11 protein-coding genes and 1 riboswitch are annotated in these 13564 nt (G+C 69.6%); of the genes, 4 read left to right on the top strand and 7 right to left on the bottom strand.

The annotated features are described in order from the left end of the window. Positions 1 to 82: 82 nt before the first annotated feature. From BQ7106_RS06590 to BQ7106_RS06580, 3 genes are all read left to right on the top strand, one after another. Entirely contained in the window at positions 83 to 610 is a 528-nt protein-coding gene (locus BQ7106_RS06590; protein ID WP_129583814.1) for a hypothetical protein, read from the top strand. Positions 611 to 731: 121 nt separating this feature from the next. Next, the gene (locus BQ7106_RS06585; protein WP_072373277.1) at positions 732 to 1910 is read left to right on the top strand and encodes a malic enzyme-like NAD(P)-binding protein; all 1179 of its coding nucleotides are present in this window, start codon (positions 732 to 734) and stop codon (positions 1908 to 1910) included. Positions 1911 to 2496: 586 nt separating this feature from the next. Next, on the top strand, positions 2497 to 2691 hold the full coding sequence (locus tag BQ7106_RS06580) for a hypothetical protein (RefSeq protein WP_072373274.1): 195 nt from the start codon (positions 2497 to 2499) through the stop codon (positions 2689 to 2691). A 51-nt stretch (positions 2692 to 2742) separates the two neighbouring features. Here the strand turns inward: BQ7106_RS06580 and BQ7106_RS11360 are convergent, their stop codons facing one another. From BQ7106_RS11360 to BQ7106_RS06545, 7 genes are all read right to left on the bottom strand, one after another. After that, entirely contained in the window at positions 2743 to 2991 is a 249-nt protein-coding gene (locus tag BQ7106_RS11360; protein WP_072373271.1) for a serpin family protein, read from the bottom strand. Beyond that, complete coding sequence (locus tag BQ7106_RS06570) at positions 2949 to 4010, bottom strand: serpin family protein (protein ID WP_072373268.1); 1062 nt, start codon at positions 4008 to 4010, stop codon at positions 2949 to 2951. Before BQ7106_RS06570 ends, BQ7106_RS11360 begins: the two co-directional genes overlap by 43 nt. A gap of 105 nt (positions 4011 to 4115) precedes the next feature. After that, entirely contained in the window at positions 4116 to 5129 is a 1014-nt protein-coding gene (locus tag BQ7106_RS06565; protein WP_072373265.1) for a DMT family transporter, read from the bottom strand. Between the two features lie 125 nt (positions 5130 to 5254). Then, positions 5255 to 8989, bottom strand: coding sequence for a phosphoribosylformylglycinamidine synthase (locus tag BQ7106_RS06560; RefSeq protein WP_072373262.1), 3735 nt, complete (start codon positions 8987 to 8989; stop codon positions 5255 to 5257). A gap of 117 nt (positions 8990 to 9106) precedes the next feature. Further along, complete coding sequence (locus BQ7106_RS06555) at positions 9107 to 9910, bottom strand: energy-coupling factor transporter transmembrane component T family protein (protein WP_072373259.1); 804 nt, start codon at positions 9908 to 9910, stop codon at positions 9107 to 9109. Continuing rightward, positions 9910 to 11658, bottom strand: coding sequence for an ABC transporter ATP-binding protein (locus BQ7106_RS06550; protein WP_072373255.1), 1749 nt, complete (start codon positions 11656 to 11658; stop codon positions 9910 to 9912). Before BQ7106_RS06550 ends, BQ7106_RS06555 begins: the two co-directional genes overlap by 1 nt. An 11-nt stretch (positions 11659 to 11669) precedes the next feature. Then, a complete protein-coding gene (locus BQ7106_RS06545; protein WP_072373252.1) occupies positions 11670 to 12254 on the bottom strand; it encodes an ECF transporter S component in 585 nt (194 codons plus the stop codon). A gap of 6 nt (positions 12255 to 12260) precedes the next feature. Then, a riboswitch (FMN riboswitch) is annotated at positions 12261 to 12412 on the bottom strand. 75 nt (positions 12413 to 12487) lie between these two features. On the opposite strand from BQ7106_RS06545, the gene murB reads away from it, so the two are divergent. After that, entirely contained in the window at positions 12488 to 13411 is a 924-nt protein-coding gene (gene murB / locus BQ7106_RS06540) for a UDP-N-acetylmuramate dehydrogenase (protein ID WP_072373249.1), read from the top strand. The last annotated feature ends 153 nt before the right edge of the window (positions 13412 to 13564 follow it).

Below are 13564 nucleotides of genomic sequence, written 5' to 3'. Positions count from 1 at the left end.
CGCGCGAGGCCGGCCGGGTGGGATAGAGTTTTGAGGTGGTCGAGGCGTGGGGCGCGTGGGCGCGTCCGGGACGGGGGCGAGCATGGGGCGAGAGGCACGCGAGAGCTTCCTGGCGGCACTGGGCGCCCGCGGCCTGCTTGCCTCCGATGGGGTTGCGACCACGTATGGCTTCCCCGCATGGCGCGGCGTGTTGCCTGGTCACGAGCCTCAGGCGCTCATGGACGCCGGGGGGTCTCAGCGGCGGCTCGTGGAGTGCGCCTGCGCGACGACGCCCTCGTGCGCGGGCCAGTGCGCGGCGTGGGTCGAGCGCGCCTTCTCGAGCCTCGGGATGGGGCTCGTCACGGGCGATGCGAACGAGCTCTATGACGGCTACTGCCATTTCACCGACATGGGTGAGCTGCTCGTGGGCATGGTGGTCGCGGTCCCGCGACACCCCTTTGACGCGGACGGGTGGGTCCACGGGCACGTGGGGCTCTACGCGGGTGACGGCGTGGTCATGGACTGCGCGGGCGGCCGCGTGCGGCGCGTTCCACTCGAGCTGTGGCTCTCCGCCTACGGCGTGGCGTCGGAGCCCCGATGGGGCTGGCTCGGGGCGATCTCGCTCGCATAGGGGCGAGGGCCGGCCCCGGTCCCTCTCGCCCTGCCGAGGCGCGGCAAAATGAGTACACTTGCACGTGGTTCTTATCGCCAAGTTGGCCGGCGATGGCCGGCCCCGTGAGATGGGAGTTTCCATGGCCGAGGACGCCAAGCAGTACGCGCTCGACAAGCATCGCGAGTGGCAGGGCAAGATCGAGGTCGTCACCCGCGCACCGATCACCACGCCCGAGGAGCTGGCCGTGGCCTACACGCCCGGCGTCGCCGAGCCGTGCCTCAAGATCTCCGAGAACGTGGATGACTCCTACACCTACACGCGCCGCGGCAACCTCGTGGCCGTGGTCACGGACGGCACCGCCGTGCTCGGCCTCGGCGACATCGGCCCCGAGGCGGGCATGCCCGTCATGGAGGGCAAGTGCGCCCTGTTCAAGACCTTCGCCGATGTGGACGCGTTCCCGCTGTGCGTGCGCTCCAAGGACGTTGACGAGATCGTGCGCACCGTCGAGCTCATCGCCGGCAGCTTTGGCGGCATCAACCTCGAGGACATCTCCGCGCCGCGCTGCTTCGAGATCGAGCGGCGCCTCAAGGAGGTCTGCGACATCCCCGTCTTCCACGACGACCAGCACGGCACGGCCGTTGTGACCTGCGCTGCGCTCATCAACGCGTGCCGCCTCACCGGGCGTGAGCTCTCCGACGTGCGCGTGGTCTTCTCCGGCGCGGGCGCGGCGGGCATCTCCATCGCCAAGCTCATGCAGCGCATGGGCGTGAAGGACGTCATCATCTGCGACCGTACGGGCGCGATCTACGAGGGCCGCGAGGGCCTCAACCCCGAGAAGGCCGAGATCGCCACGTGGACCAACCGCGAGGGCGTGAAGGGCAGCCTCGCCGACGCCGTGCGCGGCGCCGACGTCTTCGTGGGCGTGTCCGCCCCGGGCGTGCTCACGCAGGACATGGTGCGCACGATGGCCGCCGACCCGATCGTCTTCGCCTGCGCCAACCCCGTGCCGGAGATCATGCCGGACGAGGCGCTGGCCGCCGGTGCCGCCGTGGCCGCCACGGGCCGCTCCGACTTCCCCAACCAGATCAACAACGTGCTCGCGTTCCCGGGCATCTTCCGCGGTGCCCTCGACGTGCGCGCCTCCGACATCAACGACGACATGATGGAGGCTGCCGCCTACGCCATCGCGGGCCTGGTGGACGACGACAAGCGCTGCGCCGAGTACATCATCCCCGGCGCCTTTGACGAGCGCGTGGCGCCGGCCGTGGCCGAGGCCGTGGCCGAGGCCGCCCGCAAGTCCGGAGTCGCCCGCCTCTAGGCGCAAGGGTGCAAAAGGGACAGGCACTTTTGCACGCTTTTGCACGGGCGGTCTGCCTTCGGGCGGGCCGCCCTTTTTGCTGTCGAATCATTGTCCGGCCACAGGCGTCCATTCGTTCTATCGAGAGGACCGAGGGGGCGGAGGCGCTCTGATGGCGCGCGTTCCGGATGACCCCGGCGCGCGCCAGACGCTCGATATCGTGCAGTGCCGCCTCGCGCAGCTTCTCCGGTAGCTGGCAGAGCGCCTGCCACACGGGGTTCGCCCGGAGCTCGGCGAGCGTCACGTCCTCGGTTCCCATGCCCGGCGACGGCGGCTCCGCCCGCTCGTCGAGCGCGTCCACGCGGCGGCGCCAGGGCATCCGGTAGAGTTTGCGGCAGCGGTTTATCGCCACGTGCAGAAGCCACGCGCGCAGGTGCTCGTCGCTCGCTTTGGTCCTTGGTCTGACTGGCCGTCCGCCATCACCTCCCTGCCCGTTACATGCATGGACCAGGAAAAACGTTCCCTCAATCTTGGCGTATCCTGAGGGGCGTGCGGGGGCGTGCAAAAGTGCCTGTCCCTTTTGCACGCTTTTGCGCGGGGAGGTGTGATGAAGGTGCGGATGAGGCCGGGTGAGGACCCGGCGGAGTTCAGGGCGTGCGGGCGCAAGAGGCGCTACGAGACGCGCGTGGAGGCGGCAAAGGCCGCGGAGAGGAGCTCGCGCCGCAAGGACTCGCCGAAGATCTTCGTCTACGAGTGCCCGTACTGCGGAGGGTGGCACCTCACGCACCGTCGGCCAAAATAATCCGATCGTGCAAAAGTGACTGTCCCTTTTGCACGCTTTTGCACGATCGCGTTATTCGATGGACATGAGGGTGCCGGTGAAGATGGGCGTTCCCGTGCGCGCGTCGATGATGAGGTAGACGAAGGGGCGGTCGAGAATGACCGTGCGGAGCTCGGGCTCCTCCTCGTCTGTCGGGCCCGCGCCCCCGTCCATGGCAACGGCCGTTGCCGCCGCTGCCCGCGTGCCCTCCTCGCTGACCTCAACGAACGTCTTGTGGATCACCCCGCCGACGAAGAGCGGCCCGGCGTCAGACGTGCCCATGCGCAGAAGTCGGCCCGGCTCGCGTCAAAGGCGTCCGTCATGCCGAGCGACCTGAGCGCGCCGGAGAGCTCGATGTCATAGCTGAGGGAGAACTTTGGCAGCCCCACGTCCACATCGGTGCTCTCAACGGGCACGAGCAGGTCGCGCAGGGTCTCCCCGTCGAGGTTGTTCAACAGCTCCGACACGGTGACGCCCTCGTTGGGCAGCAGGCCCACGAACCGGTAGGTCCCTCCCTCGTAGGGCTTCGAGAAGCCGGTGGCGAGCTCGCCCTCGAGGTAGGTGTCCTCGAGCGAGCGCATCATCTCCACGTCCCTCTCTGTCCCGTCCTCGAGGGTGAACGTCTCTTGTGTGACGAGCTCTCGGCTAAAGGGGTTAAGCCATGCGCCCTCGAAGGCGAGCGCGTTCACTAGTAGGAACTGCGCCTGATCGGAAAGGTGCCCGAGCACGCTGGGAATCATCCCGTGGGTCCTGTCCTCGACCCAGGCGTTGACGTCGGTGACGGTGGAGTCGTCAAAGGGTGCCGCGAAGACCTGGGCCGCGAGCCTGCCTCCGCACGTCTCGAGGAAGTTGGCCTCGACGCTGAGGTCACCGGAGTCGCGCAGCCAGACCGAGTTGGCAAGCGACACGGGGCTGTCTTGCGAGCCCGAGATCTGAAGGTATGCCTGGAGCGCGCCGACGAGCTCGTCGGCGCCCATGCCCGTCGCCCGCTCCATCTGGGCAAGCGTCTGCCCCGTCGCGCCGCTTTCCGCCATCGCGAGCGCGTAAAGGACGGAGAGCGGCGAAACTAGAACGCTTCTTCCGGCCGTCTCGCCCGAGCACCGGCGCATGAGCTCGAGGGAGAAGTCGTAGGGTGCGAGCGCGTTGGCATCCGCGTCGACGCTGGCCCGCTCGACAAAGTCATGGTCGGCGGTGAGCTCCGTCGCCGTGAGGCTGAGCGTCGAGGAGGGGGCGCACCCCACGAGGGTGGCGCACAGGGCGAGAAGGACCGCGCGTCCGAGAAGCCTGCCGGCACGTCTCATGATGACCCCCTCCGTCGTGGATGACACCATCGTAGGGGAGGCCGGCCGGGGACGAGGCGCGTGTCGGCGACCGGCAGCAGGGGGCGCAACGTGCAAAAGGGACAGTCACTTTTGCACGGGGGTGCGGTGTGCAAAAAGGGCGTGCAAAAGTGACTGTCCCTTTTGCACGGCCCCGCTCTCCGGCCGGTTTACCACCACGATACCCGCGCTCACGAGCACGAGGGCGGCGACGGCGACCGCAGGGCTCACCACGCTCGTCTCGCCGAGAAGGACGGCGGAGAGCAGCACGCCAAAGACCGGGTTCATGAAGCCGAAGACCGCTACGCGCGAGACGGGATTTGCGGCAAGCGCGAGCGACCACAAGGAGTAGGCCGCCGCGGAGATGAAGCCCAGGTAGCCGAGAAGCGCGAGCGCGGGAAGCGGATTTGCGGCGTCGGCCGGGGCCACGTGGCCGCCCGCCGCGAGGCCCACGGCGAGCATGATGGCCCCGCCGACCACGAACTGCCAGCCGGAGAGCAGCACCGGGTCGTGGCTCGCGGAGAAGCGCTTGGCGAGGTTGCTCGAGGTTGCCGCGGCCAGCGTCGAGGCGAGCACCATGCCCTCGCCCGCGAGCGAGAAGCTGAGGCCGCCCGACTCTCCCGCGACGTTCACGAGCACCACGCCCGCGAAGCCGACCGCGCAGCCGAGCAGCTTGCGTGGCGTGAGCCGCTCGAAGCGAAAGACGAGCGCCGCCAGCAGCACACAGAGAAATGAGTTGCTCGCCTCGAGGATGGAGCTCGTGACACCCGCGCAGTTGGCGAGGCCCACGTAGAAGAGCACGTACTGCAGCACCGTCTGGAAGAGCGACAGCACCCCAATGGCCGGCAGGTCGCGCCGCTCGGGCACGAAGGCACGCCGCCGCGCCACGCTCATGCCGACCACCACCATGAGGCCCGCGATCACGAAGCGCGTGCCGGCAAAGGCAAGGATGGACGGCACGTCCGCTGCGTCGACGGCAAAGAGCTCGTAGCCGATCTTCACGCAGGGGAAGGCCGACCCCCACAGAAAGCACGCTGCCAGGCAGGCGAGAACAACGCCCGCCGTCGTAGCCAAAAAGGGCTTGGACTGCTGATGATTCACGAGAGGACCCCTTTGTTGAAGCTTCTGGACCTGCACGCAGCTGCGCCCGGGCTTCTCGACCGGCGACTTCTGGCGAAGCCAGTGAGCCGGTGAGAAGCTCGGGCGCAGCCAGCCCTGCCGTCAGGCTATGCCGTGAAGTACGCCACGCCGCCCTCGATGAGCGGCTGGTACGCGTTGCCCGGCACGTTCTTGTAGAGCCCGGCGCCGGAGCGCTCGGTGTGGCCCATCTTGCCGAGGACGCGGCCGTCCGGCGAGGTGATGCCCTCGATGGCAAGAACGGAGCCGTTGGGGTTGACGTCGAGAGACATGCTCGGAACGCCGTCCTCGCCCACGTACTGCGTGGCGACCTGACCGCTCTCGATCAGCTGCGCGAGCAGGGCGTCGGAGGCCACAAAGCGGCCCTCGCCGTGAGAGATCGCGATGTTGTGGACGTCGCCGACCTCGCACTTGGAGAGCCACGGCGAGAGGGTCGAGGCGACGCGGGTGCGCACGAGGCGGCTCTGGTGACGGCCGATGGTGTTGAAGGTGAGCGTGGGGCAGGCGTCATCCATCGGGCGGATGTCACCGTAGGGCACGAGCCCCAGCTTAATGAGGGCCTGGAAGCCGTTGCAGATGCCGAGCATGAGGCCGTCGCGCGCCTGGAGCAGCTCGCGAACCGCCTCGGTGACCTCGGGGGCGCGGAAGAAGGCCGTGATAAACTTGGCGGAGCCGTCGGGCTCGTCGCCGCCGGAGAAGCCGCCGGGGATCATGACGATCTGGCTCTCGCGGATGCGGCGGGCGAGCTCGCGGGTGCTCTCGGCCACGGCCTCGGGCGTGAGGTTGTTGACCACGAAGACGTCGGCCACGGCACCGGCGCGCTCGAAGGCGTGAGCGGTGTCGTACTCGCAGTTGGTTCCGGGGAAGACGGGAATCACGACGCGCGGGCGCGCCACGCGGACGGAGGGCGCCGGGCGGCTCTTGCCGGCGGCGGCGAGGTCGAAGGACACGGCCTCGACCCGCTCGCCCTCCGCGCGGTACGGGAAGACGGACTCGAGCGCGCCCTCCCAGGCCTCTTGGAGCTCGGCGAGGTCCATGGTCTCGCCGGCGACGGTGAGGAGGTAGTCCTGCGTGGTCGCGCCGAAAACGGAGACCGTCACGCCCTCGGGCGCGACGGGCAGCTCGGCGTCATCGGAGAGCTCGACGAGGAAGCTGCCGTAGGACGGGCAGAACAGGGCGTCCGACCCGAACGCGGGGGCGACCTCGAGTCCGATCCGGTTGCCGACGCACATCTTGAAGAGGGCCTCCGCGGCGCCACCGTAGCCGGGCGTCGAGACGGCGAGCGCGTGACCGTCGGCAACGATGCCCTCGACCAGCGAGAAAGCGGCGAGAAGCGCCTCGGGGTCGGGCGTGAGGCCGTCGTCGGCGTAGTCGGGCACCACCACGAGGATGCGGTGACCGGCGCCCTTGAACTCGGGGGAGGTGACGCGGCCGACCGTGCCGAGGCCCGTGGCAAAGGAGACGAGGGTGGGGGGCACGTCGAGGTCCTCGAAGCTGCCGGACATGGAGTCCTTGCCGCCGATGGAGGCAATACCGAGGTCGACCTGGGCCATGAGGGCTCCGAGCAGCGCAGCGGTGGGCTTGCCCCAGCGGGAGGGGACGTCGCGCAGGCGCTCGAAGTACTCCTGGAAGGTGAGGTAGAGGCTCTCGTGCTCGAAGCCGGCCGCAACCATGCGGCTTACGGACTCGACGACGGAGAGGTAGGCGCCGGTGAAGCAGTTGGCGCTCATGAGGTAGGGGTTGAAGCCCCACGCCATGCCGGAGCACGTGGTGGTCTCCCCGTCGACGGGGAGCTTGGCGACCATGGCCATGCTCGGCGTGAGCTGCGTGCGACCGCCGAACGGCATGAGGACCGTGGCGGCGCCGATGGTGGAGTCGAAGCGCTCGGAGAGGCCCTTGTTGGAGGCGACGTTGAGGTCGGTCACGAGCGAGCGCATCTTCTCCGTCACGGTGGAGCCGGCCCAGGTGTGCTCGAACTCCTGGGGCTGCTTGACGCGCACCGAGGTGGTCTTGGGGGCGCCGTTGGACGAGAGGAACTCGCGGCTCACGTCGACGATGGTCCTGCCGCGCCAGCTCATGCGCAGGCGGGGCTCCTCGGTGACGGTCGCGACGACGGTGGCCTCGAGGTTCTCCTCGTGGGCGTAGCGCATGAACTCGTCGACGTCCTTCTCGGCAAGCGCCACGGCCATGCGCTCCTGGCTCTCGGAGATGGCGAGCTCGGTGCCGTCGAGGCCCTCGTACTTCTTGGGCACGAGGTCGAGGTCGATATCGAGGCCGTCGGCGAGCTCGCCGATGGCGACCGAGACGCCGCCCGCGCCGAAGTCGTTGCAGCGCTTGATGAGGCGGCACGCGTCCTCGCGGCGGAAGAGGCGCTGGAGCTTGCGCTCGATGGGCGCGTTGCCCTTCTGGACCTCGGCGCCGTCCTTCTCGAGGGACTCGACGTTGTGCGCCTTGGAGGAGCCGGTGGCCCCGCCGATGCCGTCGCGGCCGGTGCGGCCACCCAGGAGCACGATCTTGTCGCCGGGCGCGGGGCACTCGCGACGCACGTGGCTCGCGGGCGTGGCGCCCACGACGGCCCCGATCTCCATGCGCTTCGCAACGTAGCCGGGGTGGTAGAGCTCGCTGACCTGCCCGGTGGCGAGGCCGATCTGGTTGCCGTAGCTCGAGTAGCCGGCGGCGGCGGTGGTCACGAGCTTGCGCTGCGGGAGCTTGCCCGTCATGGTCTCGGAGACCGGGACGGTGGGGTCGGCGGCGCCGGTCACGCGCATGGCCTGGTAGACGTAGCTGCGGCCCGAGAGCGGGTCGCGGATGGCGCCGCCGATGCAGGTCGCCGCGCCGCCGAAGGGCTCGATCTCGGTGGGGTGGTTGTGGGTCTCGTTCTTGAAGAGGAACAGCCAGTCCTCGTCGGTGCCGTTGACGTCGACCTTGGCCTTGACGGTGCAGGCGTTGATCTCCTCGGATTCGTCGAGGTTCTTGAGCCTGCCGGTGTGCTTCAGCCACTTGGCGCCGATGGTGCCCATGTCCATGAGGCAGACGGGCTTGTCGTCGCGCCCGAGCTCGTGGCGCATCTCGAGGTAGCGCTCGAAGGCCTCGTGGACGACCGGGTCGTCGAACTGGATGTGCCCGAGCGCCGTGCCGAAGGTGGTGTGGCGGCAGTGGTCTGACCAGTAGGTGTCGATCATCTTGATCTCGGTGATCGTGGGAACGCGGCCCTCGTGGGAGAAGTAGCTCTGGCAGAAGGTGATGTCCGCGAGGTCCATGGCCAGGCCGCGCTCGTCGATGAAGGCCTGGAGCTCGTCCTGGCCGAGCTCCAGGAAGCCGTCGAGGACCTCGACGTCCGCGGGCTCGGGGTAGTCCTGGCGCAGCGTCGCGCGCTCGTCGAGCGATGCCTCGCGCGCCTCCACGGGGTTGATGACGTAGTGCTTGATCGCGGCGACGTCATCGGGGCTCAGTGCGCCCTCGAGCACGTAGACGGTCGCGGAGCGCACGATCGGGCGCTCGCCCTGGCTGATGAGTTGAATGCACTCGCTGGCCGAGTCGGCGCGCTGGTCGAACTGACCCGGGAGAAACTCCACGGCAAAGACGACGGCCCCCTCGGCGACCTCGGGCATCCTGGTGGTGGCGACGTCGGTCTGGGGCTCAGAGAAGACCGTGGGCACGCAGCGCTCGAAGAGCTCGGGCGAGATGCCCTCCACGTCGTAGCGGTTAATGAGCCGCAGGTTGTCAAGGGAGCCGATGCCAAGGAGCGTCTTCAGCTCGCGCTCGAGGGACGTGGCCTCGCCGTCAAATCCGGGCCTCTTCTCCACATAGATGCGAGAAACCATGCGCTGCTACCTCCTGAGGTGCCGTAAGGAGCGTATACGTACCTTGTATTCTACGGCAAAATCGCGACCGCTCACCCGGCTGGGGAGGTCTAATCGCGTGGTGTTGCGCGGCGCACGCTATGCGAGGGCCCCGAGGAGGGCGAGGAGGGCGACGAAGGCGGCGGTCAGCGCCGCGGCGATAAGCTCGCGAGGGCCGATGCTCGGCTCGTGGAGGTGCGTCCTGCCGGAGCCCCCCTCGTAGCAGCGGGCGTCGAGCGCGCGCGAGAGCCCGTCGGCGTGGCGCAGGCCGCTGGCGAGCAGGGCCACCACCACGGGGACGATCGAGCGGACGCGCCGGACGGGGCCGCCCTCGTCGAAGGCGCCGCCTCGCAGGGACTGGGCGTCGATGATCGCCGAGGCCTCGTCGGCGAGGGTGGGGACGAAGCGCATCATGAGCGAGAAGACCATGGCGATCTCGTGGCCGGGCAGGCCGATGCGCGAGAGGGGGGAGAGCATGCGGTCGAAGGCGTCCGCGAGCTGCGTGGGGGTGGTCGTGAGCATGACGATCGAGCCCGTCACGAGTGCGAGGGCGAAGCGCGCCGTGTAGATCACCGCGGCCGAGACGCCCCCCGCGGTCACGCTGAGCGGTCCCAGGGACGCCACGACCTCCCCCGTCCTCACGAAGAGCAGGTTGAAGAGCGAGAGGACGGCGAGAAAGACCATGAGCGGCCTGATCGAGGCCAGGACGCGGCCGGCCGGAACGCGCGCCGCGACGAGCAGCGCGGCGACGAAGGCGAGCGCGAGCGCGAGCTGGGCCGGCCCCGCCGCGCAGAAGATCGCGACGAGGGTGGCGAGCACGCACCAGAGCTTGACGCGCGCGTCGAGCGCGTGGACGGGCGAGTCGGCCGCGTAGTACTGTCCGATCGAGATGCGAAGCGCCATCAGGGCTCACCTCCGCGGGAAGGGAGGGGGAGGCCGCGCTCGCCCAGGGCGCCGACGAGCTGGTCGGTGGTGAGGGGGTCCCCGAGCGAGGGCCAGCCGCGCCGCTCGAGCTCTCGCGCGACGCGCAGGGAGCGGGGGATGCCGAGGCCGCCTCGGGAGAGACGCTCCTCGTTGTCGCGTGAGAAGACCTCGCGCGGGGTGCCGACGGTGACGAGGCGCGACTGGTCGAGCGCGACGACTCGGTCGGCGCGCGCGGCGTCCTCCATCGAGTGCGTGACCTGGACGAGGGTGATGCCGAGCTCGCGCAGGCGCTCGAGGACGCGCCGGAGCAGGGCGCGGCCCCGCGGGTCGAGTCCTGCGGTCGGCTCGTCGAGGATGAGGACCTCGGGCTCCATCGCGAGGATGCCCGCGAGCGCGCAGAGGCGGCGCTGTCCGCCGGAGAGCGTGAACGGGGACGCCGAGCGCCTCCCCTCGAGCCCGACGAGCTCGAGGGCGGCGTTCACGCGACGGTCGACCTCGTCCTCGGGGAGGCGAAGGTTGCGGGGGCCAAACGCCACGTCCTTCTCCACGGACTCGGCGAAGAGCTGGCGCTCGGGGTGCTGCATGACGTATCCCACGGCCCGGCGCGCGGCCTTGCGCCCGCGGCGGGTCCGCGTGTCGTTTCCTCCGACGACCACGCGGCCGGCGTCGGGCGTCTCGAGCCCGCAGAGCAGTCGCAGCAGCGTCGACTTGCCCGAGCCGGTCTGGCCGATGATGGCCGTCGAGGTGCCGCGGGGGACCGCAAACGAGACGTCCTCGAGCGCCCGCGTCCGCCCGTCATACGAGAAGGACACGCGCTCGACCTGCAAAACGGGGTCCGGTCCCGGCTCACGCACACGCTTGGTGCCGGATCCAGAGAGCGCAAAGGGCTTCCGTGAATCGGGGCCCGGCCCCAATTCACGGAGGAGGGTGCGCTCGTCGCAGGTCCAGGGGAGGCCGAGGCGCTGGGAGAGGCGCGCGGCGAAGGGGACCTCGAGGCCGAGCCCGGCGAGCCCGGGGCCGTGCGTGAAGACCTCGTCGGGCGTGCCCTGGAGGACGATGCGCCCGCGGTCGAGCACGATGACGCGGTCGGCCTCGACGGCCTCCTCCATGAAGTGGGTCACGTGGACGAGCGTGGTGCCCGTCCGGGCGAGGCGCCCCATCACGCGCAGGATGGCGGAGCGCCCGCGCACGTCGAGGAGCGAGCCCGGCTCGTCGAGCACGAGCACGGCGGGCTCCATGGCAAGCGCGCCGGCGATGGCGACGCGCTGCTTCTGCCCGCCCGAGAGGCGGGAGGGATCGGCCTTCGCGTAGTCGTCGAGGGCAACGCGGTGCAGCTCGCGGGCGACGCGCTCCGCGATCTGGTCGCGTGGGACCCCGAGGTTCTCGGGGCCGAACGCAACGTCGTCCTCCACGACGCTCGTGACGATCTGGTCGTCGGGGTTCTGGAAGACGAGCCCGAGCGAGCGCCTCGCGCGCCGGTACGCCTCGATGTCCGGGGCGCCGTCCGAGCACACGCGCTCGCCGACGAGCTCGACCTCGCCCTCGTCCGGGGCGAGCAGACCGCAGACGACCGAGGCGAGCGTGGACTTTCCCGACCCGTTGGCGCCGAGGACGCAGACCCGCTCGCCGCGCGCGATCGTGAGGGAGACGTCGTCGAGGGCGGTGACGCCGCCCTCGTAAACGAGGCTCACGTGGGAGAGGCGTATGGGGGTGGGCGGGACGGTCATGTGCCGCCCCGCTAGCGGGAGACCACCTGCGCGACGGGCCGCTGGATGAGCGCCGTCACGACGCAGTTGATGACGATCTTGAGCGCGTTGAACGGCAGCAGGATCGGCACGATCATGGCGATGACGTCGGCCGTGGAGACGGCGGTGTAGAGCGGCGTCACGACGATGTTGCCCGCGATGCAGGCCGCGAGGGCGCAGGCGGCGCCGACGACCATGCCGAGGGCGAGTCCGCGTGTCCCGCTGACGCGGCGCGCGACGAGGGCGGCGGGGACGCAGAGCGCGAGGCCCGCGACGATGGCCATCACGTGCCCCCAGACGTTGAACGTGAAGAGGGTCTTGAGCACCCACGGCAGCACGACGACGATGACGCCCGTGCTCGGACCGAAGGCGAGGGCGGCGACAAACGCGACGATGCCCGACGGGTCGTACATGAGCCAGGGTGCGGGCGGGAAGATGGGAATCTCCACGAAGGTGAGCACGAACGCGAGCGCGCAGAAGAGCGCGGTCGTCGCGATGCGCCTCGTGGACCACGCGCCCCCGGCGGTGGTGGCGTGCGTGTCGTGCGACGAACCTGATGCATGGGTGGAGATAGCCATGTCTGGCCTCCGTTTCTTCCATCCGGACTGTGACCGTTGGTCCCGGACTCTCACCGGGTCAGCCGCCTTTTTTGCGGGTCGCGGACTTCGGGGGCAGGCTCGAGCCTCGGCCTCCCGTTACCGCCAGTGGGGACTTTCACCCCGCCCTGAAACTGACAGGGCGAGTGTAGCACGAATCGGGCGGCTGGGCGCTGCTATACTTACGATGCCCAGCGAAGCATCGAAAGGAAGCCATGTCCGACAGCGATACCGGCCGAGAACCCCTTGCCTGGCGCCTGCGCTCGATCGTGGGCGAGGACAACGTGCTCGAGGCGGAGCCGATGAGCGAGCACACCACCTTCGAGGTGGGCGGCCCGGCAGACCTCTACGTGATTCCCGAGGACTTCGAGGAGGTGCGCGACGTGCTGCGCGCCTGCGACGAGGCGGGCGTCGAGCGGTTTGTCCTGGGGCGCGGCTCGGACCTGCTGGTGTCCGACGAGGGCTACCGAGGCGTGGTCGTGGCCGTCGCCGACGGCCTCGTCGGCGTGTCCGTGGACGGCACCGAGATGACCTGCCAGGCGGGCGTCGACCTGCGCGAGGCATCCGAGATGGCCTGCGAGCTCGGGCTCTCGGGACTGGAGTTCGCGTGCGGGATTCCGGGCTCCGTGGGCGGGGCGTGCTTCATGAACGCGGGGGCGTACGGCGGCTCCATGGCGGACGTCCTCAAGTGCGTGCGCGTGGTCTCGCCGGACGGCGGCTTCGACACCATCGACGCCGACGACCTCGAGCTGGGGTATCGCCGCAGCCGCGTGGCGAGCGACGGCCTCGTGGTCCTGGCGGCGACGTTTGACCTCCAGCGCGGCGACCCCGAGAAGATCCGCTCCACCATGGACGACCTCATGCGCCAGCGCGAGGAGAAGCAGCCCCTCGACCTGCCGAGCGCGGGCTCGACCTTCAAGCGCCCCGAGGGCCACTTCGCCGGCAAGCTCATCATGGACGCCGGTCTGCAGGGCTACCAGGTGGGCGGTGCCGCGGTCTCGAAGAAGCACGCGGGCTTCGTGGTCAACGTCGGCGGCGCCACGGCGGCTGACGTGCGCGCCGTGATCGGGCACGTGCAGGACGAGGTCGAGCGACAGTTCGGCGTGCGCCTCGAGCCCGAGGTTCGCTTCCTGGGCTGAGAAGAACTTCCCGCCGCGCGGCTCTTCTCGCTGGCGCGCGGCTCTTCTCGCCCCGCCGCCCGTGGCATCCTCTGCCCACGTCGCCCGAAAACCTCACAGGTAGTCTTTCTCTTTCGTGTATTGAATTGAAGAATGCCTGGTAAACGGGTCGGG

The organism is Thermophilibacter mediterraneus (genome assembly GCF_900119385.1).
GTDB lineage: Bacteria > Actinomycetota > Coriobacteriia > Coriobacteriales > Atopobiaceae > Thermophilibacter > Thermophilibacter mediterraneus.
The sequence above is the reverse complement of the archived record's forward strand: the minus strand, read 5'-3'. Positions and strand labels throughout refer to the sequence as shown.